At 71.6% G+C, this 22,556-nt stretch carries 23 protein-coding genes; 8 read left to right on the forward strand and 15 right to left on the reverse strand.

From position 1 onward, the window contains the following. Positions 1-155 precede the first annotated feature (155 nt). Together OG338_RS25050 and OG338_RS25055 are read left to right on the forward strand one after the other, a co-directional pair. Positions 156-1,388: an SAV2148 family HEPN domain-containing protein gene (locus OG338_RS25050; protein ID WP_361027280.1), complete on the forward strand. Its 1,233-nt coding sequence runs from the start codon at positions 156-158 to the stop codon at positions 1,386-1,388. A gap of 67 nt (positions 1,389-1,455) precedes the next feature. Then, positions 1,456-2,205: a 3'-5' exonuclease gene (locus tag OG338_RS25055; protein WP_405939468.1), complete on the forward strand. Its 750-nt coding sequence runs from the start codon at positions 1,456-1,458 to the stop codon at positions 2,203-2,205. Positions 2,206-2,245: 40 nt separating this feature from the next. Here OG338_RS25055 and OG338_RS25060 read toward each other — a convergent pair whose 3' ends face one another. Further along, complete coding sequence (locus OG338_RS25060; RefSeq protein ID WP_405939469.1) at positions 2,246-3,112, reverse strand: phosphotransferase enzyme family protein; 867 nt, start codon at positions 3,110-3,112, stop codon at positions 2,246-2,248. A gap of 124 nt (positions 3,113-3,236) precedes the next feature. On the opposite strand from OG338_RS25060, the gene OG338_RS25065 reads away from it, so the two are divergent. The 3 genes from OG338_RS25065 to OG338_RS25075 are packed head-to-tail and all read left to right on the forward strand — an operon-like array spanning position 3,237 to position 6,309. Beyond that, positions 3,237-4,181 (forward strand): carbohydrate ABC transporter permease, encoded by a 945-nt coding sequence (locus tag OG338_RS25065; protein ID WP_405939470.1) that lies wholly within the window; start codon positions 3,237-3,239, stop codon positions 4,179-4,181. Continuing rightward, complete coding sequence (locus OG338_RS25070; protein ID WP_405939471.1) at positions 4,178-5,017, forward strand: carbohydrate ABC transporter permease; 840 nt, start codon at positions 4,178-4,180, stop codon at positions 5,015-5,017. Before OG338_RS25065 ends, OG338_RS25070 begins: the two co-directional genes overlap by 4 nt. Further along, positions 5,017-6,309, forward strand: a complete 1,293-nt coding sequence (locus OG338_RS25075) for an ABC transporter substrate-binding protein (RefSeq protein WP_405939472.1) — start codon at positions 5,017-5,019, stop codon at positions 6,307-6,309. The genes OG338_RS25070 and OG338_RS25075 overlap by 1 nt, the downstream gene beginning before the upstream one ends. Positions 6,310-6,364: 55 nt before the next feature. Here OG338_RS25075 and OG338_RS25080 read toward each other — a convergent pair whose 3' ends face one another. Further along, positions 6,365-8,656: an MMPL family transporter gene (locus OG338_RS25080; protein WP_405939473.1), complete on the reverse strand. Its 2,292-nt coding sequence runs from the start codon at positions 8,654-8,656 to the stop codon at positions 6,365-6,367. 358 nt (positions 8,657-9,014) lie between these two features. Here OG338_RS25080 and OG338_RS25085 point away from each other — a divergent pair, with 358 nt between their 5' ends. Beyond that, positions 9,015-10,217 (forward strand): S8 family peptidase, encoded by a 1,203-nt coding sequence (locus tag OG338_RS25085; protein WP_405939474.1) that lies wholly within the window; start codon positions 9,015-9,017, stop codon positions 10,215-10,217. 115 nt (positions 10,218-10,332) lie between these two features. Then, positions 10,333-10,728 (forward strand): DUF4440 domain-containing protein, encoded by a 396-nt coding sequence (locus OG338_RS25090; RefSeq protein ID WP_405939475.1) that lies wholly within the window; start codon positions 10,333-10,335, stop codon positions 10,726-10,728. On the opposite strand, the gene OG338_RS25095 is transcribed toward OG338_RS25090, so the two are convergent. Then, a complete protein-coding gene (locus tag OG338_RS25095) occupies positions 10,643-11,509 on the reverse strand; it encodes an ABC transporter ATP-binding protein (protein WP_405939476.1) in 867 nt (288 codons plus the stop codon). The two genes, OG338_RS25090 and OG338_RS25095, sit on opposite strands and share 86 nt — an antisense overlap. 142 nt (positions 11,510-11,651) lie before the next feature. Here OG338_RS25095 and OG338_RS25100 point away from each other — a divergent pair, with 142 nt between their 5' ends. Continuing rightward, positions 11,652-12,284, forward strand: a complete 633-nt coding sequence (locus OG338_RS25100; RefSeq protein ID WP_405939477.1) for a DsbA family protein — start codon at positions 11,652-11,654, stop codon at positions 12,282-12,284. A gap of 30 nt (positions 12,285-12,314) precedes the next feature. On the opposite strand, the gene OG338_RS25105 is transcribed toward OG338_RS25100, so the two are convergent. From OG338_RS25105 to OG338_RS25160, 12 genes are all read right to left on the reverse strand, one after another. After that, positions 12,315-13,085 carry a sirohydrochlorin chelatase gene (locus OG338_RS25105; RefSeq protein WP_405939478.1) on the reverse strand — a complete coding sequence of 257 codons (771 nt, stop codon included), beginning with the start codon at positions 13,083-13,085 and terminating at the stop codon, positions 12,315-12,317. Positions 13,086-13,092: 7 nt separating this feature from the next. Next, the gene (locus OG338_RS25110; protein ID WP_405939479.1) at positions 13,093-14,004 is read right to left on the reverse strand and encodes an ABC transporter permease; all 912 of its coding nucleotides are present in this window, start codon (positions 14,002-14,004) and stop codon (positions 13,093-13,095) included. Beyond that, positions 13,991-14,779 carry an ABC transporter ATP-binding protein gene (locus OG338_RS25115; protein ID WP_405939480.1) on the reverse strand — a complete coding sequence of 263 codons (789 nt, stop codon included), beginning with the start codon at positions 14,777-14,779 and terminating at the stop codon, positions 13,991-13,993. The genes OG338_RS25110 and OG338_RS25115 overlap by 14 nt, the downstream gene beginning before the upstream one ends. Before the next feature lie 34 nt (positions 14,780-14,813). Continuing rightward, positions 14,814-15,920, reverse strand: a complete 1,107-nt coding sequence (locus OG338_RS25120; protein ID WP_405939481.1) for an aliphatic sulfonate ABC transporter substrate-binding protein — start codon at positions 15,918-15,920, stop codon at positions 14,814-14,816. A gap of 234 nt (positions 15,921-16,154) precedes the next feature. Continuing rightward, on the reverse strand, positions 16,155-17,486 hold the full coding sequence (locus tag OG338_RS25125; protein WP_405939482.1) for a sulfate adenylyltransferase subunit 1: 1,332 nt from the start codon (positions 17,484-17,486) through the stop codon (positions 16,155-16,157). Beyond that, positions 17,487-18,422, reverse strand: coding sequence for a sulfate adenylyltransferase subunit CysD (gene cysD / locus OG338_RS25130; RefSeq protein ID WP_405939483.1), 936 nt, complete (start codon positions 18,420-18,422; stop codon positions 17,487-17,489). It abuts the gene before it with no gap. Continuing rightward, entirely contained in the window at positions 18,419-18,964 is a 546-nt protein-coding gene (gene cysC / locus OG338_RS25135) for an adenylyl-sulfate kinase (protein WP_405939484.1), read from the reverse strand. Before cysC ends, cysD begins: the two co-directional genes overlap by 4 nt. Positions 18,965-18,987: 23 nt before the next feature. Then, positions 18,988-19,704 (reverse strand): phosphoadenylyl-sulfate reductase, encoded by a 717-nt coding sequence (locus OG338_RS25140; RefSeq protein ID WP_405939485.1) that lies wholly within the window; start codon positions 19,702-19,704, stop codon positions 18,988-18,990. After that, positions 19,701-19,880: a hypothetical protein gene (locus OG338_RS25145; RefSeq protein WP_405939486.1), complete on the reverse strand. Its 180-nt coding sequence runs from the start codon at positions 19,878-19,880 to the stop codon at positions 19,701-19,703. Before OG338_RS25145 ends, OG338_RS25140 begins: the two co-directional genes overlap by 4 nt. Further along, positions 19,877-21,574 carry a nitrite/sulfite reductase gene (locus tag OG338_RS25150; RefSeq protein WP_405939487.1) on the reverse strand — a complete coding sequence of 566 codons (1,698 nt, stop codon included), beginning with the start codon at positions 21,572-21,574 and terminating at the stop codon, positions 19,877-19,879. Before OG338_RS25150 ends, OG338_RS25145 begins: the two co-directional genes overlap by 4 nt. A 114-nt stretch (positions 21,575-21,688) precedes the next feature. Continuing rightward, positions 21,689-21,772, reverse strand: a complete 84-nt coding sequence (locus OG338_RS25155) for a putative leader peptide (protein WP_309486338.1) — start codon at positions 21,770-21,772, stop codon at positions 21,689-21,691. Positions 21,773-21,957: 185 nt separating this feature from the next. Continuing rightward, a complete protein-coding gene (locus tag OG338_RS25160) occupies positions 21,958-22,554 on the reverse strand; it encodes a GNAT family N-acetyltransferase (RefSeq protein ID WP_405939488.1) in 597 nt (198 codons plus the stop codon). Between the last annotated feature and the right edge of the window lie 2 nt (positions 22,555-22,556).

A 22,556-nucleotide genomic window follows, 5' to 3' on the forward strand; every position in this document is an offset into this window, starting at 1 on the left:
CTATGAATCCGCTCACTCCCGTCGAACCCACCGACCGGAACAGGTTTGATTCCATGGGGAGTTGGTAAAGGAGCCTGCGCATCGGGCTGCACCGGCTCCCGCTCCCGGAGTACCCTTCCTTGATCGTTGGTGGGGGAGTGGAAGGCGGTGCGTGGGTGAGCTCGGGAGGGTTCGAGCTGCCCCCGGGTGACGCGGGTCACGAGGGGGACGTGGCCGAGGTCCCGCCCGGGGCGGTATCGCTGGCACAGCCCCTGGAGATCGGCGCGGAGCTGGACTGGGGCGCCGACGCCTGGAGCGAGGTGCGCACGCGCGCGCAGCGGGCCGGGCGCGCCTACATCTGGCTGAATCTGGTCGAACAGCGGCTGCGCGCCGTCGTCGCGGCGGTGCTCCGGCCGATCTACGAGCCCGTCCACGGCGAGGACTGGGTGGTGGCCGCCGCCGGGCCCGCCGGGCAGGAGTGGGTGCAGCGCGCGGTCGCCGTGCGCGAGGTCTCCCGCCGCAAGGGCTATCTGCTCGACCCGGCCGACGACAACGTCCTCAGCTTTCTCACGCTGCCGCAGCTCCGCGAGCTGATGGTCCAGCACTGGCCGTGCTTCGAGCCGTACTTCGACGACCGCCGTGACGTCGAACTGGCGCTCGACGAGCTGGAGGTCGCCCGCAACGTCGTCTCCCGCAACCGCGCGCTCAACGAGGCGGTGCTCGCCCAGGCCGAGCGGGCCTCCGCCCGGCTCCTGGAGATGCTGGGCAGCGGCGCGGGGGTGCCCTCCGCGGACCGGCTGCCGGTCGACGCGGTCGAGGACCTGGTCGGCGACCGGTACGCGGACGTGGTCTCCGTCCACTCCGACCGGGTGCGGCTCCAGCGCCAGCTGCCCGCCGAGGACCTGTTCGGCGGTGCCCGCAGGCTCGACGCGATCGGCATCGGGCTCAATCTGCTGGTGCAGAACTTCTCCGGACGCCGTCTCATCCGGCTCGCCGAGTCGGGCTGCCGTATCCGGCTGCTCTTCATCAACCCGGCCAGCAGCGCGGTCAAGCGCCGCGAGCGGGAGCTCGGCCTGAAGAAGGGCGAGCTGAGCCGGTCCGTCGAGATGAACATCCTGCACACCCGCCGGGTACGCGCCAAGCTCCGCGACCCGGACGCCTTCCAGATCCACGTCTTCGACGAGACCCCGCGCTTCACGGCCTACCTGGTGGACGGCGACGGGGCCGACGCGGTCGGGGTCGTCCAGACCTATCTGCGCCGGGCGCGCGGCATGGAGGCGCCGGTGCTGGTGCTGCGCGGCGGCGGGCGTGCGGTGGTCCGGGCGGGGCAGGGATACGAGCACGGGCTGTTCGAGACGTACCGCGAGGAGTTCGAGTCGGTGTGGACGGACTCCCGGCCGGTCTCCTGAGCGGCGTTGTCAGTGGCCCGTGCGAGGGTGGTCGTCATCCGGGGGAGCACCATGAAGGAGGTACGGGATGAGCTGGCACCGGCACGCGCTGGTCGGCTTCGATCTGGAGACGACGGGTACGGACCCGCTGGAGGCCCGGATCGTGACGGCCGCGGTGATCGCGGTGGACGGCCGGGACGGTGAGCCGGCGGCCCGGCACACCTGGCTGGCCGACCCGGGCATCCGCATCCCGGCCCAGGCGTCCGCGATCCACGGCATCAGCAGCGAGCGGGCGGCGGCGGAGGGCCGGCCCGCACGCGAGGTGACCGACGAGATCGCCGACACGCTGGCCGGCTACTGGCGCCGGGGCGTCCCGGTCGTCGCGTACAACGCCGCGTTCGACCTGACGCTGCTCACGGCCGAGTTGCACCGCCACGGGCTGCCCCCGCTCGCCGGCCGGCTGGGCGGCGCGCCCGTCGGCCCCGTCATCGACCCGTACACCATCGACCGTGCGGTCGACCGCTACCGCAAGGGCAAGCGGAATCTGGAGGCGGTCTGCGTCGAGTACGGCGTGGTGCACGGCGGCGCCCACGACGCGGCGGCGGACGCCCTGGCCGCGGTGCGCGTGGCCTACGCGATAGCCGCTCGCCACCGCGTCGTCGCCGACCTCCCGGCGGACGCCCTGCACGCCCGCCAGATCACCTGGCACGCGGAGTGGGCCGCGGACTTCCAGGACTTCCTCCGCCGCAAGGGCACGGCGGACGCGGTGGTGGACGGCCAGTGGCCGGTGCGGGAGCCGGCCCGTACGACGGCGAAATCAAGCCCGTCCGGCGATTGAGGGCAGACGCCGGTCCGGCGCGCCGGGGCACCTCACCGGCTCAGAACGGATACCACCGCACCGAGGCGTCACCGTCGCGCAGCGATGCCACCCGGCGCCGGAACTCCGTGAGGGCGGCCGCATTCGAGGGCGCGTGCTGGGCCACCCACGCACAGCTCGCCGTCTCCCGGGCCCCCCGCAGCACCCCGCACCCGTCCCACTCCCGCACATCCCACCCGTACGCCCGGGTGAACGCGTCATACGCGTCCGCTGCCAGCCCGTACCGGTCGCGGGACAGGGCGAGGACCACCAGGTCGTGTTCGCGCAGATCGGCGGAGAAGGTCTCCAGGTCCACCAGGACCGGCCCGTCCGCGCCGACATGGACGTTGCGCGCCAGCGCGTCCCCGTGGATCGGACCCGGCGGCAGCTGCGGCACCAGCGCAGCGGCCGCCGCCGCGAAGCCGTCGCGCCGCTCGCGGAGATACGCCGCGTCCGCCGGATCGATCGCGTCGCCCGCCAGCCGCAGCCACCGTTCGACGCCGCCCAGCAGCTCCCGGCGCGGCAGCGCGAAGCCCTCCGGGGCGGGCAGTGCGTGGACGGCGGTCAGCAGCGGGGCCAGATCGCGCGGCTCGGCGGGCCGCACCGCTTCGGGCAGCCGGTGCCACGCGGTCACCGGGTGGCCCCCGACCTGCCGGGCCCGCTCCTCGGCGGCCCGCACGGCGGGGACACCGGCGGCCGCGAGCCACCGGGCGACGGCCACCTCGCGCTCGGCGCGTTCCAGCAGCTCGGGGTGGCGCACGGCGTCCCGGCCGACCTTGACGACGAGGCCGTCGGCCGCGAACACCGCGTTCTCACCGAGCGCCAGCAGCTCCGCGCCCCCGGGGAACCCGGCGGCGGCCAGCACCTCGCGCGCTTCCATCTCGTTCATGGTCCGATTTTCGCATCCGTGCAGGTTGCCTTGACGAACCGGCGGCCCGTCAGCACGATGACGGAGGCCCCTGAGCGGCCAGAACGGCAACAAGCCGGTCGAACGACGCAAAGGGGGCATACGTATGGCATTAGCGAGCGCGACCGTGCGGTCCGGGCGCCACGGACCACCCGGCAACCGCACCGGCAAGCGCACCGGTGACCGGGGCGCCGGAACCTGGTTCCTCGTCCTCCCCGCCCTCATCCCGATCCTGGTCCTCAGCGTCGGCCCGCTGCTCTACGGCATCGCGCTCGCCTTCACCGACGCCCAGTCCGGCCGCACACGCTCCACGCGGTGGACCGGCACGCTGAACTTCCAGGACCTGCTGCACGACGGGCTGTTCTGGGAGTCGTTCCGGATCGGCCTGGTGTGGGCGGTCGGCGTCACCGTCCCGCAGTTCGTGCTCGCCCTCGGCCTCGCGCTGCTGCTCAACGAGAACCTGCGGATGCGCTGGCCGGCCCGCGCCCTGGCGATCATCCCGTGGGCGATGCCCGAGGTCGTCGTCGGCATCATGTGGCGGCTCGTCTACAACCCGGACGCCGGCATCCTCAACGAGACCATCCGCGATCTGGGGCTCGGGGACGGCCGGGACTGGCTCACCGGGCTGGCGACCGCGCTGCCCGCAGTGATCCTCGTCGGCGTCTGGTCCGGCATGCCGCAGACCACGGTCGCCCTGCTGGCCGGGCTCCAGAACACCCCGCACGAACTCCACGAGGCCGCCGCGCTCGACGGCGCGGGTGCCTGGCGCCGGTTCCGCACGGTGACCTGGCCCGCCATCAGACCGGTCGCGCTCTCCATCACCGCGCTCAACTTCATCTGGAACTTCAACTCGTTCGCCCTGGTCTACGTCCTGACCAACGGCGGCCCCGGCGGCCGCACCCGGCTGCCGATGCTCTTCGCGTACGAGGAGGCGTTCCGCTACGGGCAGTTCGGCTACGCCGCCGCGATGGGCTGCGTCATGGTCGCCGTGATCTCCGTGATCCTCGCCGGGTATCTCGCCGGGCGGCTCAGGGGAGGCGACGACCGATGAGTATGCGTACCGGACGGTCCGTGCGTGCCGGGCAGTACGTGGCGCTGCTGTGCTACCTGATCTTCCTGGCGTTCCCGTTCCTGTGGCTGATCTCCACCGCCTTCAAGCCCGCCCCGGAGCTCGGCTCCCTGCACCCGACCTGGATTCCGCAACACCCGACGCTGGACAACTTCCGGCAGGCGTTCGACGAGCAGCCGCTGCTGCGGGCCACCGCCAACTCGCTGATCGCCGCGCTCTCGGCCGGGCTGATCGCCGTCCTGATCGCGACCCCGATGGCCTATGTGATGGCCCGCCACCGCACCCGCCTCGCCACGGCCGCCACCGGCTGGGTGGTGGTCAGCCAGGCGTTCCCCTTCGTCCTGCTGATCATTCCGCTCTTCCTGGTCCTGAAGAACCTGCACCTGATCAACACCCTCTGGGGGCTGATCCTGGTCTATGTGGTGTGGGCGCTGCCCTTCGCGCTGTGGATGCTCGTCGGTTACGTACGGGCCGTGCCGCGCGAGCTGGAGGAGGCGGCGGCGGTCGACGGGGCCGGGCGGCTGCGCACGCTGGTCTCGGTCACCGCCCCGCTGCTGGCCCCGGGCATCGTGGCCACGGCCCTCTTCGCGTTCATCACCGCGTGGAACGAGTTCTTCTTCGCGCTCGTGCTCCTCAAGACTCCGGAGAAGCAGACCTTGCCGGTCGTACTGACGCACTTCCTCGGCGCCGAGGGCGCCGGCGACCTCGGGCCGCTCGCCGCCGCCGCGTTCCTCGCCACCCTCCCCTCGCTCGTGCTGTTCGCCGTGATCCAGCGCCGGATCACCGGCGGCATGCTGGCCGGGGCGGTGAAGAACTGATGCGCGCGCTGGTACGCAACGCTGCCGCGGCGGCCACCGCGCTCGCCCTGCTGCTCACCGGCTGCGGCGGGGGCGATGGCGGCGGGGCGGACGGGAGGGTCACCCTCCGCTTCCAGTCGCTGGCCTGGCAGAAGGAGTCCGTCGACATCAACAAGCGGCTGGTGAAGGAGTGGAACGCGGCCCACCCCGACATCCGGGTCGAGTACGTCCAGGGCAGCTGGGACAGCGTCCACGACCAGCTGCTCACCTCCTTCGAGGGCGGCGAGGCGCCCGACATCATCCACGACGCCTCCGACGACCTCGCCGACTTCGCGTACGGGGGCTACCTCGCCGACCTCCGCCCCCTCCTGCCGGACGCGCTGACCGAGGACATCCCGCGCAACAGCTGGGAGACGGCCACCTTCGACGGCGGGGTCTACGGCGTCCCCTTCCTCCAGGAGCCCCGGGTCCTGATCGCCAACACCAAGATCCTGAAGGCGTCCGGAGTCCGCATCCCGACCCCGGAGAAGCCGTGGAGCTGGCCGGAGTTCCGGCAGGTGACCGAGGAGCTGACCGGCGAGGGCCGTTACGGGGTCGCCTGGCCGCTCAAGGAGCCGGTCTCCGTCACCCTCAACCTGGGCCTCTCGGCGGGCGGCGAGCTCTTCCACCGGGGCGCCGACGGCAAGGTCACCGTCGCGATGGGGGAGGGCGACCAGGTCGTTCCGGGCACCATCCACGACCAGGTCAACACCGACCACAGCGCCGCCCGCACCGCGCTCGGCATGGGCGGCGGCGACGCCCTGCCCGGCTTCTTCGGCGGCAAGTACGCGATGGTGCCGCTCGGGTTCTCGTACCGCCAGCAGATCGTGGAGCAGGCGCCGAAGGGCTTCGAGTGGACGGTGCTGCCCGCCCCGGCCGGCCGGGACGGGCTGGCCCAGGGGGTGAGCCCGCAGACCCTGTCCGTCGCCGAGGACAGCCCGCACAAGAAGGAGGCGGTGGAGTTCATCGACTTCCTGCTGCGGCCCGCCAACATGGTCCGGCTGGCCGAGGGGGACTGGATGCTGCCCACCGGCACCGAGGCGCTGGCCGACCCCGCCCTGCACACCGCGGACCGGGGCTGGGCGACCGGCGCCGCGCTCGCCACCGCGCTGCGGTCCGCCCCGGCCCAGTCGGTGCGCGGCTACCCCGAATGGAAGGACAAGGTGGCGACCCCCGCCCTCCAGGAGTTCTACAGCGGGGCGATCGACGCGGCCGAGCTGAAGAAGCGTCTGGTGACCGACGGCAACCGGGTCCTGGCCCGCTACCAGCGCTGAACACAAAGGTCCCTCCTCCCGGCGTCCGAGAGGAGGGACCGCGTACAAGAGGGGATCAGACGCCGACCCGCTCCGGCTCCTCGCCGCCGTGCGCCGGTGCGGACGGGGCCGGCTCGTCGTCGTACGACTCGTCGTGCGTCATGTCCGGCAGCCACCGCAGCCACTTCGGGAAGTACCAGTTGCGCTCGCCCAGCAGGGCCATCACGGCCGGGAGCAGCACCCCGCGGATGATCGTCGCGTCGATCAGCACGGCCGCCGCCAGGCCGACGCCCATCTGCTTCATGGACTGCATCGACAGCGTCCCGAAGATCGCGAACACGGCGACCATGATCACGGCGGCACTGGTGACGACGCCGGCCGTGGTGACCACGCCGTGGGCGATGGCGTCCCGGGTGTTACGGCCCTGGAGCCGGGCCTCACGGATGCGGGAGACCACGAACACGTGGTAGTCCATCGAGAGCCCGAAGAGGATCACGAAGAGGAACAGCGGCAGCCAGGAGATGATCGCGCCGACGCCCTCCGCGCCCACCAGCGAGGCGCCCCAGCCGTGCTGGAAGACCGCCGTCAGGATGCCGTAGGCGGCGCCCACCGAGAGCAGGTTGAGGATGATCGAGGTGACGGCCACGGTCAGCGAGCGGAAGCAGAGCAGCATCAGCAGGAAGGCGAAGACGACCACGAAGGCGAAGACCGGCGCGACCGAGCCGACGATCTGGTCGTTGAAGTCCTTCGACCCGGCGACCTGCCCGGTGACCGGCGCCTCCACCCCGGCGACCTTGCCGAGCGTCGCCGGACGCACGGTGTCCCGCAGCAGGTCCAGGCTCTTCTCGGCCTTCTTCTGGTCCGAACCGCCGACCAGCGGTACGTCGATGACCGCGACGTTCTCCGCGTCGTGCGTGACGATCTCCACCGGGCCCTTCGAAGCCCCCGAGGAGACGGCCTGCTCGCGGAACTCCTTCAGCGCCTGGCGTACCGGCGCCGCTCCGATGTCGTCGGCCTTCACCACGACCCGCGCCGGGTCGGCACCGCCGGGGAACGCCTCGTTCACCCGGTCGTAGGTCCGCACGATCGGCAGCGAGTCCCCGAACTCCTGGTCCAGGGTGAGGTTCTGGGTGTGCATGCCGAGCGCGGGCAGCGCGATCGCGGCGAGCGCCCCGGCGGCGACCACGAGCGCGGTCCACGGGCGGCGCAGCACGGCGGTGAGCACCGCGCGCCAGACGCGGCTCTCGCCGTCGGCGCCGCCCCGCTCCGAGCGCTTCAGGCGGTTCAGGAACGGCACCCGGCCCTTCTCGACCCGTTCACCGAGCAGCGAGAGGAGCGCGGGCAGCACGGTGACCGAGCCGACCATGGCGACGGCGACGACCATCAGCGAGGCCAGGCCCATCGCCTGGAACTCCGCGATGCCGGTGAAGAGCATGCCCGCCATCGCGACGCAGACCGTCACACCGGAGACGACGATGGCGCGTCCGCTGGTCGCGGCGGCGATCATCAGCGCGGTCCGGGCGTCCCGGCCCCTGGCCCGCTCCTCGCGCTCCCGGCGCAGATAGAACAGGCAGTAGTCGACGCCGACGGCCAGACCCACCAGCAGCATCACCGAGTTGGCGGTGTCGCTCATCGGCTGGAAGTGGCTCACCACACCCATCAGGCCCATGGTCGCCATGATCGCGGTGAGCGCGAGGGCGACCGGGAGCAGCGCGGCGACCAGCGCGCCGAAGGCGATGAGCAGGATGCCGAGCGCGACCGGCACGGCGGAGAGTTCGGCCCGCTGAAAGTCGCTCCCGAAGGCGTCGTTGAACGTCTTGCCCATGCTGGCGCCGCCGATCTCCTCGATCAGCAGCCCGTCGTGCGCGCCGTCCACCTTCTCGACGGCCTTGAGCACGGGCCCGACCCGCTCGCTCGCCGTCTCGGGGTCGCCCCTCATCTCGAACTGGACGAGCGCGCTGTGCCCGTCGGCCGAGATGGTCCTGGTGGTGTACGGCGAGGTGACGGCGGTGACCTCACCGGTGTCCTGCACGGCCCGGATGACGTCCTTGACGGCCGCCCGGAACTCGGCCGACCCGGCCACCGCCCCGTTCTTCCCCTCCGACTGGATGAGCACGGTCTCACCGGCCGGGTCCTTGAGCCCCGCGTCCTCGATGATCCGCACGGCCCGGCCCACCTCGCCGGACATCTGCTCGCTCTCCTTGACGTCGACCCGGCCGGCCGCGGAGCCGAGCCCCATCGCCAGGACGACGAACAGCACCCAGATCGTCACCGCGGCCCAGCGGTGCCGGGCGCTCCAACCGCCCGCCCGGGCCGCGACACCCCGCACCCGCGGCCCCCGCGTCCGTGCCGCATCCACATTCCCCATGACGGGCCTGCCCCCTCGTGAACGGCCCCGGCCCCTCGCCGTCGCCTCCCGATTCGAAGGTAGGGGCGGCATAAAGCGTGTGCGTCATGCTCTCCGGCGAGGCGGGTGCGGCCGCTCTCCGCCCTGGGGACGGGGCGTGCCCCCGAGAAGGAGGATCAAAGCCCCTTACACGTAAAGGTGATCGGCGTATCGCGGGGCTCCTGCGACCTTCCTGTGACGAAAAGTTGGCGAGTGCGTCGGAGCTGTAGGGAGGTATTGATCTGCGCGCGTCAATCGGTCAGGGTTTCGAACCAACCCCCGGAGATTTTCCGGCCGGGGGCCAATCCCCCCACAAAGAATGACGAGGAGACCCCTCTTCATGGCCATTCACAAGCGCGCACGCCGGATCAAGCTGACCGCCTCCATCACCGCGGTCGCGGCCGTCGCCGGCGTCACCCTGCTGGGCACCTCGTTCGCCGGAGCGGCACCCGCTCCGGTCATGGGCAAGATCTACGGTGCCGACGCGGCGACCGCGGTCTCCGGCAGCTACATCGTGATGCTGGACCGGAAGGCGGACAAGGCCGAGCTCGCCAAGGAGTACGGCGGCAAGCTGAAGCGCAACTACAGCTCCGCCATCAACGGCTTCTCCGCCAGCGGCCTTTCGGAGACCGAGGCCAAGCGGCTCGCCGCCGACCCGGCCGTCTCGAAGGTCGTCCAGAACAAGAAGTTCCACATCGACGCCACCCAGGACGACCCGCCGTCCTGGGGCCTGGACCGCATCGACCAGACGGAGACCGCGGGCGACAACGCGTACACCTACCCGGACAGCGCGGGTGAGGGCGTCACCGCCTACGTCATCGACACCGGAGTCCGCACCACCCACGAGGAGTTCGGCGGCCGCGCCGGCTCCGGCTACGACGCCGTCGACAACGACGACAGCGCCGACGACGGCAACGGCCACGGCACCCACGTCGCCGGCACCATAGCCGGGGCGACCTACGGCGTCGCCAAGAAGGCGAAGATCGTCGCCGTCCGCGTCCTGGACGACTCCGGCTCCGGCACCACCGAGCAGGTCGTCGCCGGCATCGACTGGGTCACCGAGCACCACGAGGGCCCGTCCGTCGCCAACATGAGCCTGGGCGGCGGCGCCGACGAAGCGCTCGACGCGGCCGTGCGGAAGGCCATCGCCTCCGGCGTCACCTTCGCGGTCGCCGCCGGCAACGAGGCCGGCGACGCCGGCGAGGGCTCCCCGTCCCGCGTCCCCGAGGCCATCACCGTCGCCTCGTCCACCGTGGACGACGAGCAGTCGTCGTTCTCCAACTACGGCCCGGTCGTGGACATCTACGCCCCGGGCTCCGACATCACCTCGTCCTGGAACGACAGCGACACCGCCTCCAACACCATCTCCGGTACGTCGATGGCGACCCCGCACGTCGTCGGCGCCGCCGCCGTCTACCTGGCCGGGCACCCCGACGCCACCCCGGACGAGGTCGCCACGGCCCTGACCGAGGGCGCCACCCCGGACGCCATCAGCAACGCCACCGAGGGCACGGCGAACAAGCTCCTGAAGATCGTCGAGTAACCGCGCAACCGGCCGGCGGCCACCGCGCTCTCCCCCACGGGGCGCGGCGGCCGCCCGGTCCGCCTCCACCGTCCTACGCTTGCCCCATGACGACCGACGCGGACGGGAGACGGGCATGACCGGACCGGCACCGGGCGTGGACGCGGCCATCGAGGGGGAACTCCGGCTCCTGGACCCCCTGGTCCGGGCCTCCGCCGACCTCCTCGGCCAGGTGCTGCACCCCGACTACCGGGAGGTGGACACCACCGGCCGCCACTGGGACCGGGCCACGATCATCGACCTGCTCGTCTCGGGACCGGCCCCGGGGCCCGGCCCGCTCACCGCCTCACGGATGCGGGGCGTGCACCTCGCGGACGGGCTCGTCCATCTCACCTTCGACACCGAGGCCAGGAACAGGCGCGCCCACCGCAGTTCGCTCTGGCGGCTCACCCCGACAGGCTGGCTCCTCTACTACCACCAGGCGACACCCTTCGGCTCGCCCGGGCCGTCCACCGGCCGTCCGTCCGGCTGATCCGGACCGGGTGCCCGAAGCACTCGCTGACCAGGCCCGTGGTCAGCACCTCGTCCGCCCCGCCCGAGGCCAGGCACCGCCCGCCCCGCAGCAGCATCGCGTGCGTGGTGGAGGCGGGCAGCTCCTCCAGATGATGGGTGACCAGCACGGTCGCCAGCTCCGGATGCTCCTCGCGCAACGCGTCCAGACTGTCGAGCAGCTGTTCCCGGGCGGCCAGATCCAGCCCGGTCGCCGGCTCGTCCAGGAGCAGCAGCCGGGGCTGCGGCATCAGGGCCCGGGCGATCAGCGTACGGCCGCGCTCGCCCTGCGACAGGGCCGGCCAGCGCGACCCCGTCCTGTCGCCCATCCCCAGCATCGTCAGCAGCCGCTCCGCCCGCTCCCGCTGCCCGGTCCCCGGCGACCAGCGCGGCACCGGCTCGACCGAGTTCGTCAGACCGGTCAGCACGACTTCGCTCACCGTCAGCGGCGAACGCAGCGGATGGCGCGGATTGACATGGCCGAGCAGCGTCCGCAGCTCCCGCAGATCCACCCGTCCCAGCGTGCGGCCCAGCACCTCGACCGAACCCCGCGTCGGATGCGTCACCGCCCCGAGCAGCCCGAGCAGGGTGCTCTTGCCCGCCCCGTTCGCCCCGAGCAGCGCCCAGTGCTCCCCGCCGCGCACGGTCAGCGACACCGCGTCGAGCAGGACGTTCCCGTCGCGTACGAGAGAGACCTCGTCGGCCCGGATGACCGGGACCGGGGCCGTGACGACGGAGGGGGACAGGGGTGCGGTGGTGGTCACGTGCGACTGCTCCTTCGTACGGGCGCGAGCGCCTTTCTGCGCACCGGAAGCCTATCGGTGGGCGCGCGGGCCGGGATTGGCCCAGGTGAACGGGTGCTGAATGGCCCGGGGGAGTGTGCCACCGGCTGGCTAGGCTCGGCCCATGACCACTCACCCCGCCCCGGAACGGGGCAGGCCCGTAGTCGACTTCTACTTCGACCCGGCCTGCCCGTTCGCCTGGATCACCTCCCGCTGGATGCTGGAGGTCGAGCAGCACCGCGACATCGAGCTCCGCTTCCATGTGATGAGCCTCTACCTGCACAACCTCGGCAACGAACTCCCCGACTGGTACCGCGACCTGGTCGACCGTTCGACCGGCCCCGTCCGGGTCGCCGCCGCCGCGGCCGAGGAGCGCGGCGGGGAGATCCTGCGCGACCTCTACACCGCCCTCGGCAGCCGCATCCACCAGCAGAAGAACGAGGACTTCGACGAGGTCGTCGCCCAGTCCCTCGCCGAACTCGGGCTGCCCGCGCACCTCGCGCAGGCCGCGCACGACGAGGCGTACGACGAGGCCGTGCGGCGCAGCCACGAGGCCGGACAGGACCCGGAGGCGGGCGGCTACGTCGGCACACCCACCATCCACGTCGACGGGACGGTGTGGTTCGGGCCCGTGCTGCGGGCGATCCCGCGCGGTGAGGAGGCGGCCCGGCTCTTCGACAGCTTCCGGGTGCTCGCCGGCCACGCCGACTTCTACGAGCTCAAGCGCACCCGTACCGGCGGCATCGATGTCGGCTGAGCGGGCGGCCCGCCCGGCGCGCCGCCCGCCTCAGGCGCTGACCGCGACCGGCCGCGCCGCCGCCGCGTCCGCCTCGTCGTAGCGGTCGAGCAGCAGCCGGGCCAGCTCCGGGGCCGGGCCCAGCACCCCGGCCAGCACCTCCGCGCCGGCCTCGGCCGCCCCCGCCGCGATGCGGTCCGGGAGGCGGCCGGGCGCGATCACATACGGGGCGACCGCCACCCGGCGGACCCCGTCGGCCCGCAGGGCGCGTACCGCGTCCTCGGTACGCGAGAGACCCCCGGCACTTACAGCGGAGGCGAACGCAGGCCGCACGGAACACCAACCGGTGTGCCGCAGCTCCCGCGCGATTTCAGCGATCACTGCGATCGCCTCCGGGTCTGAGGAGCCCGCCGAGGCCAGGACGAGCCCGGTCGAGCTTCGGTCGCCGGGGCGCACCCCGGCCTCGTACAGCCGCCGTTCCAGCGCGGCGTTCAGCAGCGGCGACGGGCCGAGCACCTCGGCCTGCCGGACCCGCAGCCGAGGCAGCGCCGCGCGGGCCTCGCGCAGCACCGCCGGGATGTCCGACTTGGCGTGGAACGCCCGGGTGAGCAGCAGCGGCAGCGCCACCACCTCGGGCGCGCCCTCGGCGGCCAGCCGCTCCAGGACCCGCGGCACCGAAGGCGCGTTGAAGTCCAGGAAGGCCGTCTCCACCCGGAGCCCCGGCCGCTGCGCCCGTACCCGCGAGGTGAGCGCGTGCACGGTCGCGGCGTGCCGCGGGTCACGGCTGCCGTGGGCGATGACGAGGAGGACCGGAGAGGACATGGGGGGCTCAGTTCTTGACGAGGAGACCGCGGCTGCGCAGCACCCACCGCTCCAGCGGGCTGAAGATGAGCAGGTCGATGGCGATGCCGACGAACAGGATCAGGATGATGGCGAGGAAGATCCCCGGCATGTCCGCGTTGTTGCGGCCGTTCTCCATCAACTGCCCGAGCCCGAGTCCGAGATCCGGGGACGAGGCGATGATCTCGGCGGCCATCAGTGAACGCCAGGAGAACGCCCAGCCCTGCTTCAGGCCCGCCAGATAGCCCGGCAGGGCGGCCGGCATCACGATCAGCCAGGTGCCGCGCAGCCCGGTCGCGCCCAGGGTCCGGCCGGCCCGCAGGAAGAGCGGGGGCACCTGGTCGACGCCCGAGACGAGCCCGTTGGCGATCGAGGGCACCGCGCCGAGCAGGATGACCGCGAACATCATCGAGTCGTTCAGCCCGAGCCAGATCACCGCCGGCGCCACCCAGGCCACCGAGGGCAGGGACTGGAGCCCGGACAGGATCGGCCCGATCGCGGCCCGGACGAACTTCACCCGGGCCACCAGCAGCCCCAGCGGGGTGCCGATCGTGACCGACAGCAGGAAGCCGAGCAGACCGCGCGAGACGCTGGTCCACACCACGTCGAGCAGCGTGCCCTGCAACCACATGTCACGGGCGCTGTCCCAGACGGCGGACGGCGAGGGCAGCTTGTAGTCCTCGGTCACCTCGCCCCAGACGAGCAGCTGCCAGACGACCAGGACCAGGGCGACCGCGACGAGCGGCGGCAGGACCTTGCGCAGCAGGACCTCGCGCACCGGGGTGCGCTGGACCTGCACCGCGTCCAGGGCGTCCAGACCGGCTTCGAGCCCGGCCAGGTCGTCCGGCCTCCCGCTCCCGCCGGACCCGGCCTCGTCCGACTTGATGTCAGTGCTGGCCATGACGGCGGATCTCCCCACGCAGTTGTTCGGTGATCTCGACGGACAGTTCCGCGACGGCGGTGTCCTCGATACGGCGCGGCTGCTCGATGTCGACCGTCCACTCACGGGCGATCCGGCCGGGCCGGGACGAGAGCAGCACCACGCGCTCGGCGAGGCGGACGGCCTCGCGCACATTGTGTGTGACGAAGAGGACGGAGACGTTCGTCTCGCGCCAGATCCGGGTCAGCTCGTCGTGCAGCACATCGCGGGTGATGGCGTCGAGCGCGGCGAACGGCTCGTCCATCAGCAGCAGTTGGCTGTCCTGAGCGAGCGCGCGGGCCATCGCCACGCGCTGCCGCATCCCGCCGGACAGCTCGTGCACCCGCTTCCCGTACGCCCCGCCGAGCCGGACCAGCTCCAGCAGCCGCTCCGCCTCGGCGCGGCGCTGCGACTTCGGCACCCCGCGCAGCCGCAGGGCCAGTTCGATGTTCTTGCCCGCGGTCAGCCACGGGAACAGGGCGTGCTCCTGGAACATCAGCGCGGGCCGGCCGCCGGGGGTCTCGATGCTGCCCGCGGTCGGCCGGTCGAGCCCGGCCACCAGATTGAGCAGGGTCGACTTGCCGCATCCGGAGGCGCCCAGGAGGGTGACGAACTCGCCCGGGGCGACATCGAGACTGATGTCGTCCAGGACCAGCTGTGTTCCCGCGGGCCCGGCGAAGGACTTCGAGACATGCGCGATACGGGCGGCGTGCCCGACCTGGACACGGTCCTCGGCCTTGGTGAGGGTGTTCGCCATGGTCGTCACCTCCTGGGGGTCTTCGGGCGGCTGGTTACTTGACGCCGAGGCCGGCGTCGGCGACCTCGGGCTTGCCCGCGGCCTTGAGGATCTTGTTGAGCGGCTTCAGGTCGTAGATGCCCCTGAGGTCGGGCTTCTCCAGCAGACCGGCCTTGACCGCGTGCTGGGCCTGCGCGTCGAGCGTCGCGGCCAGCGGGTCGTCGGTGATCTGGATCGACTTCCAGGCGGGGTCGATGACCTCGGCCGGCAGCTCCTTGCCGGTGAGCTTCTTCAGCGCGGTGTTCGCGGAGTCCTTCGCCTCGTCCGGGTTGGCGTTGATCCAGGCGTTGGTCCGCACCGAGCCGCGCAGCACGGCCTCGACCACGTCCCCGTGCTCCTTCAGGAACTTCTGCGACACGATGATGTTGGTGATCACGAACTTGTCGTCCGGCCACAGCGTCGACTCGTCCAGCAGTTCCTTCGCGCCCGCGGCGACCAGCTTGGAGGCGGTCGGCTCGGGGACCCAGGCGCCGTCGATGGAACCGGCGCGGTAGGCGTCGGGCGCCACCTTGTTGTCCGTACGGACGACGGAGACGTCACCCTTGCCGCTCTGGGCGTCGACCTTCCAGCCCTTCTCGGAGATCCAGTTGAGGAACGCCACGTCCTGGGTGTTGCCCAGCTGCGGGGTCGCGATCTTCTTGCCCTTGAGGTCGTCCGGGGTCTTGATCTTCTCCGGGTTCACGACGAGCTTGACGCCGCCGGACGCGGAGCCGCCGATGATCCGCAGGTTCTGGCCCTTGGACTTGGTGTAGCCGTTGATGGACGGCGAGGGGCCGATGAAGCCGATGTCGATCGAGCCGGCGTTCAGCGCCTCGATCTCGGACGGTCCCGCGTTGAAGGTGGCGGTCTTCAGCTGGGTGCCGCCCAGCTCCTTCTGGAACAGCCCTTCCTGGTCGCCCACGAGCGCGGTGGCGTGCGTGAGGTTCGGGAAGTACCCGATGCGCACGGTGTCGGCGGAGAGCTTCTTGCCGTGTGCGACGTTCGCCTTGCCGTCGTCCACCGCCTGGGAGCCGTAGCCGCAGGCGGTGAGGGCCACGGCCAGCAGGGGCAGGGCGGCGACGGCGGCGATACCGCGGCGCGGCGTGGTACGGGGGGCAGGCACGGGTGGTCTTCCTCTCGGAGGCCCGGTGCGCACGCCCCTCGTCAGTGCGGGGGCGCGGCCGGGAAGGCGGCGGGTGTGCGGCTGTGCGGGCGGTGCGGGCCATGCGTCCGGGCGCGCGGGCAGTGCGCGTACGTCATCGCGCACATCGCCCGACTCCGCCCTGGCCACTTCCCACCGCGCCGCTGCCGACGCGGCCACCCTCCTTCGCGAAGGTCGAGAAGACGTCGATGCCCATCAGAAGTCCCACTCCGCGTCGTCGTCCGCGGCCGGCGCTTCCTCGGCGGCGGCGAACGAGGTGCCCGCCATGCCCGCCGAGAGGGTGGTGCCGTCCGCCGGGTCGATCAGCAGGAAGGAACCGGTGCGGCGCGAGTCCGCGTACGCGTCGAGCGCCAGCGGCTCGGCGGTCCGGACGACGACCCGGCCGATGTCGTTGGCGACCAGCTTGCCCGGGGCCGGGTGCTGGGAGAGGTCGTCCAGGGTCAGCCGCGAGGGGATGTCCTTGACGATCGCCTTGACGGTGCGCGTGGTGTGCTTGAGGAGCACCCGCCGGCCCACGGTGAGCGGTTCGTCCGCGACGTGGCAGACGGTCGCCTCGACGTCCTGGGTGACGGCCGGCGCGTCGTCCACCGGTGCGATGAGGTCACCGCGCGAGACGTCGATGTCGTCCGCCAGGCGCAGGGTCACCGACTGGGGCGCCCAGGCGATGTCCACCGGGTCCCCGAGCAGGTCGATGCCCTCGATCGTGGAGGTGCGGCCCGAGGGCAGCACGGTCACGGACTCGCCGACCCGGAACGCCCCGGCGGCGATCTGGCCCGCGTAGCCCCGGTAGTCGGGGTGCTCCGCGGTCTGCGGCCGGATCACGTACTGGACCGGGAAGCGGGCGTGGCAGGCGGTCAGGTCGTGGCTGACCGGGACCGTCTCCAGGTGCTCCAGGACCGTGGGGCCGCCGTACCAGTCCATGTTGGCGGACGGCTCGACGACGTTGTCGCCGGCCAGCGCGGAGATCGGGATCGCGGTGATCTCGGGGACCCCGAGCGATGCCGCGTACGCGGTGAACTCCTCGGCTATCGCGGCGAACACCGGCTCCGCGTAGTCCACCAGGTCCATCTTGTTGACGGCCAGGACCACGTGCGGGACGCGCAGCAGGGCGGCGACGGCGGCGTGCCGGCGGGTCTGCTCGACCACCCCGTTGCGGGCGTCGACCAGGACCACGGCCAGCTCGGCCGTGGAGGCGCCGGTGACCATGTTGCGGGTGTACTGCACATGGCCCGGGGTGTCGGCCAGGATGAACCGACGCCGGGGCGTGGCGAAGTAGCGGTAGGCGACGTCGATGGTGATGCCCTGCTCGCGCTCGGCGCGCAGGCCGTCGGTCAGCAGCGCCAGGTCCGGCGCCTCCTGGCCGCGGTTGCGCGAGGCGTGCTCGACGGCCTCCAGCTGGTCGGTGAGGACCGACTTGGAGTCGTGCAGCAGGCGCCCCACGAGGGTGGACTTGCCGTCGTCGACGGACCCGGCGGTGGCGAAGCGCAGCAGGGTGGTGGCGCTCAACTGCTCAGCAGTGGTGGTCATTTAGAAGTACCCTTCGCGCTTGCGGTCTTCCATCGCGGCCTCGGACATCTTGTCGTCGGCGCGGGTCGCGCCTCGTTCGGTGAGGCGGGAGGCGGCGATTTCGGTGATCACGGCGTCGAGTGTGGTGGCGTCGGAGTCGACGGCGCCGGTGCAGGACATGTCGCCGACGGTGCGGTAGCGGACCTGGCGGGTCTCGGTGGCCTCGTGTTCCCTGGGCCCGCCCCAGTCGCCCGCGGTGAGCCACATGCCGTTGCGGTTGAAGACCTCGCGTTCGTGGGCGAAGTAGATCTCGGGGAGGTCGATGCCCTCGTGCTGGATGTACTGCCAGACGTCGAGTTCGGTCCAGTTGGAGATGGGGAAGACGCGGACGTGTTCGCCGGGGGCGTGGCGGCCGTTGTAGAGCTGCCAGAGTTCGGGGCGCTGGCGGCGGGGGTCCCATTGGGAGAACTCGTCGCGCAGGGAGAAGACGCGTTCCTTGGCGCGGGCCTTCTCCTCGTCGCGGCGGCCGCCGCCGAAGACGGCGTCGAAGCGGTGCTGCTGGATGGCTTCGGTCAGGGGCACGGTCTGGAGGGGGTTGCGGGTGCCGTCGGGGCGTTCGCGGAGCTTGCCGGCGTCGATGTAGTCCTGGACGGAGGCGATGTGGAGCCGCAGTCCGTGTTCGGCGACCACGCGGTCGCGGTAGGCGAGGACCTCGGGGAAGTTGTGGCCGGTGTCCACGTGCAGCAGGGTGAAGGGCACCGGTGCGGGTGCGAACGCCTTGAGCGCCAGGTGCAGCATCAGGATCGAGTCCTTGCCGCCGGAGAACAGGATCACCGGCCGCTCGAACTCACCCGCCACCTCACGGAAGATGTGCACCGCCTCGGACTCCAACGAGTCCAAGTGGCTCAGCGCGTACGGGTTGTCGGTGCCCTCTTGCACAGTCGCGACGGTCGTCACGCCGCACCCCTCTCGTTCAGCAGCGCGTAAAGCTCCGCCGCGGACTCCTGCACGGTCTGACGGTGCGACTCGATCCGCAGATCGGGTGACTCGGGGGCCTCGTAGGGGTCGTCCACCCCGGTGAGCCCGCTGATCTCGCCCGCCGCCTGCTTGGCGTAAAGACCCTTCACATCGCGCTCCGAGCACACCTCGACCGGAGTGGCGACGTGCACCTCCAGATACGCGGTGCCCTCGGCCTGGTGCCGCTTGCGGACGGCGTCCCTGCTGTCCGCGTACGGGGCGATGACCGGGACCAGCACCTTGACGCCGTTCGCCGCCAGCAGCTCGGCGACGAAGCCGATCCGCTGCACGTTGGTGTGCCGGTCCTCGCGCGAGAAGCCGAGGCCCGCCGAGAGGAACTCGCGGATCTCGTCGCCGTCGAGCACCTCCACACGGTGGCCCTCGCCGCGCAGCCGCCCGGCGAGTTCATAGGCGATGGTGGTCTTGCCGGCGCTCGGCAGACCGGTCAGCCAGACGGTGGCCCCCGTCTCCGTCACGCTCATCGAAGTCTCCTGATCAGTCGTCATCAGCCGTGCAGCCCGCATTCGGTCTTGCCGCGCCCGGCCCAGCGGCCGGCCCGGGCGTCCTCGCCCTCCAGCACCCGGCGGGTGCAGGGCGCGCAGCCCACGGAGGCGTAACCGTCCATCAGCAGCGGGTTGGTGAGCACCCCGTGCTCGGCGACGTAGGCGTCCACGTCGTCCTGGGTCCAGCGGGCGATCGGCGAGACCTTCACCTTCCGGCGCTTCTCGTCCCAGCCGACCACCGGGGTGTTCGCCCGGGTCGGGGACTCGTCGCGGCGCAGCCCGGTCGCCCAGGAGGCGTACGCGGTCAGGCCCTCCTCCAGCGGCTTGACCTTGCGCAGCTTGCAGCAGAGGTCGGGGTCGCGGTCGTGCAGCTTCGGCCCGTACTCGGCGTCCTGCTCGGCGACCGTCTGACGCGGCGTCAGCGTGATCACGTTGACGTCCATCACGGCGTCCACCGCGTCCCGCGTCCCGATGGTCTCCTCGAAGTGGTAGCCGGTGTCCAGGAACACCACGTCCACGCCGGGCAGCACCCGGGAGGCCAGGTGCGCCACGACCGCGTCCTCCATCGAGGAGGTGACGCAGAACCGGGGCCCGAAGGTGTCGGCCGCCCACTTGAGGATGTCGAGAGCGGAGGCGTCCTCCAGCTCGCGACCGGCCCGCTCGGCGAGCTCCCGCAGCTCCTCACCGGTGAGCGTGTCGATGTTCTGAGTGACCGTCATATCCCGTTCCCTCCAACGTCGTTGGCCTTCAGTCCCCGGCTCAGCAGGCCCAGGAACTTCAGCTGGAACGCCCGATTGCAGGAAGCGCATTCCCAAGCCCCGTGCCCGGCCTCGTGCGGGCGCAGATCCTCGTCGCCGCAGTAGGGGCAGTGGAACGGGGCGGCGCGCTCGCTCATGACAGCGACTCCGCACTGGCGCGGGCGGCCCAGGTGGCGAAGCGCTCGTCGCTCTCGCGCTCCTCCAGATAGCGGCCGACGACGCGCTCGACGTAGTCCGGAAGCTCCTCCGAGGTGACCTTCAGGCCGCGCACCTTGCGGCCGAAGCCGGCGTCCAGGCCGAGCGCGCCGCCCAGGTGGACCTGGAAGCCTTCGACCTGATTGCCGTCGGCGTCGACCATGAGCTGGCCCTTGAGACCGATGTCCGCGGTCTGGATGCGGGCGCAGGCGTTGGGGCAGCCGTTGAGGTTGATGGTCAGCGGCTCGTCGAAGTCGGGCAGCCGGCGCTCCAGCTCCTCGATCAGCGAGGCGCCCCGGTTCTTCGTGTCCACGATGGCCAGCTTGCAGAACTCGATGCCGGTGCAGGCCATCGTGGACCGCCGGAAGGTCGAGGGCTTCACCTGGAGCCCCAGCGCCTCCAGACCGGCGGACAGCGACTCGACCCGGTCCTGCTCCACGTCGAGGATGATCAGCTTCTGCTCCACGGTGGTGCGCACCCGGTGCGAGCCGTGCGCCTCCGCCAGCTCGGCGATCTTCGTCAGCGTGGTGCCGTCCAGGCGGCCGACGCGCGGCGCGAAGCCCACGTAGAACCGGCCGTCCTGCTGCGGGTGGACGCCGACGTGGTCGCGCCAGCGGGAGGCCGGCTCGGCCGGGGCGGGCCCGTCGAGCAGCGGCCGCTTCAGGTACTCGTCCTCCAGCACCTGGCGGAACTTGGCGACGCCCCAGTCGGCGACCAGGAACTTCAGCCGGGCGCGGTTGCGCAGCCGCCGGTAGCCGTAGTCCCGGAACAGGCCGGTGACCCCCGCCCAGACGTCGGGCACGTCGTCCAACGGCACCCAGGCGCCGAGGCGTTCGGCCAGCCGGGGGTTGGTGGAGAGCCCGCCGCCGACCCACAGGTCGAAGCCCGGACCGTGCTCGGGGTGGTCGACGCCGACGAACGAGATGTCGTTGATCTCGTGGACGACGTCCTGCACCGGAGAGCCGGAGATCGCGGTCTTGAACTTGCGGGGCAGGTTGGAGAATTCCTTGTTGCCGATGTAGAGGTCGTGGATCTTGTCCAGCGCCGAGGAGCCGTCGATGATCTCGTCGGCGGCGATCCCGGCGACCGGCGAGCCGATCATCGTACGCGGGCAGTCGCCGCACGCCTCGGTGGTGGAGAGCCCGACCGCCTCCAGCTTCTGCCAGATGGCCGGCACGTCCTCTATGCGCACCCAGTGCATCTGCACGTTCTGCCGGTCCGTGATGTCGGCCGAGCCGCGCGCGTACTCCTGCGACACCTCACCGATGGCGCGGAGCTGATCGGTCGTCAGCCGGCCGCCGTCGATGCGCGTACGCATCATGAAGTACTTGTCCTCAAGCTCCTCCGGCTCCAGGGCCCCGGTGCGGCCGCCGTCGATGCCGGGCTTGCGCTGGGTGTAGAGACCCCACCAGCGGAACCGGCCGCGCAGGTCGGACGGGTCGATCGAGTCGAATCCGCGCTTGGAGTAGATCGTCTCAATGCGTGTCCGCACATTGAGACTGTCGTCGTCCTTCTTGAGCTGCTCGTTCGCGTTGAGGGGCGTGTGGTGGCCCATGGCCCACTGGCCCTCGCCACGATGGCGCCCGGCCTTGCGGCGGGGCGTCGTGGTAGCGGTCTTCTCCGGGCTGGAGGCCATGGCGATACGTCCTTCGGGACTGCAGGAGGGCGGCTCTGAACGGCACACTCGCGTGAGGCGCGGCGGTGCGCAGTGCTGAACTGAAGCAAGGAAATCTCGGCGGTGCTGGGACTCTCAGCTCGCCGGACAGATGGCGCTGGACATGCGGCCGAGGTCGACGTGGCGTCGACTCACCAAGGCAATTCCAGTTCCGGACATGACGGAAGCCTGTCATGGGGATCTCGCGGCAGTCCACCACTATCCATGATGTGGACGCCCTGGTCCCACCTGGCGAGACAAAGTGGCACGCATCACGCGCGTGGCGCGTGCCGGGGTGGAGTGCAAACCGGGCAACTGGGCTGATTTGCCACGGAAATGCTGACCGCTGTGCGCGGGGGCGGCGCTCAGCGGCCGGAGCCGGGCCACGGGCCGGGAGTGTCCACCGGCTCCTCCAGCTCCGTGCGCGTGTCGAACAGCCGGAAGCCGCGCCTCAGGTAGTTGTCCATCGCGTGCGGGCCGTCCTTGGAGCAGGTGTGCAGCCACACCCGCTTCGTCGCCGGCCGCTCCGGCCACCGCTCGGCCAGGTCCCAGGCGCGGGCCGTCCCGTACGACAGCAGATGACCGCCGATCCGCCGCCCCCGGAAGGCCGGAATCAGCCCGAAGTACATGATCTCGACCACGCCGTCGTCCTGCGGGTCCAGCTCGACGTACCCCGCCGGGGTGCCGTTCGCGTACGCCACCCAGGTCTCCGCGCCCGGCCGCTCCAGGGCCTCCCGCCACTGCGCGTACGTCATGCCCAGGCGGTCCGTCCACCGGATGTCCCCGCCCACCGCCGTGTACAGGAAGCGGCTGAATTCGGGCAGCGGCACCCCGGACCGCACGATCCGGACCTCCGCGTCCGGCACCGAGGACGGGCGCAGCTCATCGGGCGAGTTCTGCTCCAGGGACCAGATGGTCACCTCTTCGGAGGCCGGCGGCTCGGGACGTACGGGGTCGCTCATGG

Origin of the sequence: Streptomyces sp. NBC_00726 (genome assembly GCF_045161735.1) — a bacterium.
Taxonomy (GTDB): domain Bacteria; phylum Actinomycetota; class Actinomycetes; order Streptomycetales; family Streptomycetaceae; genus Streptomyces.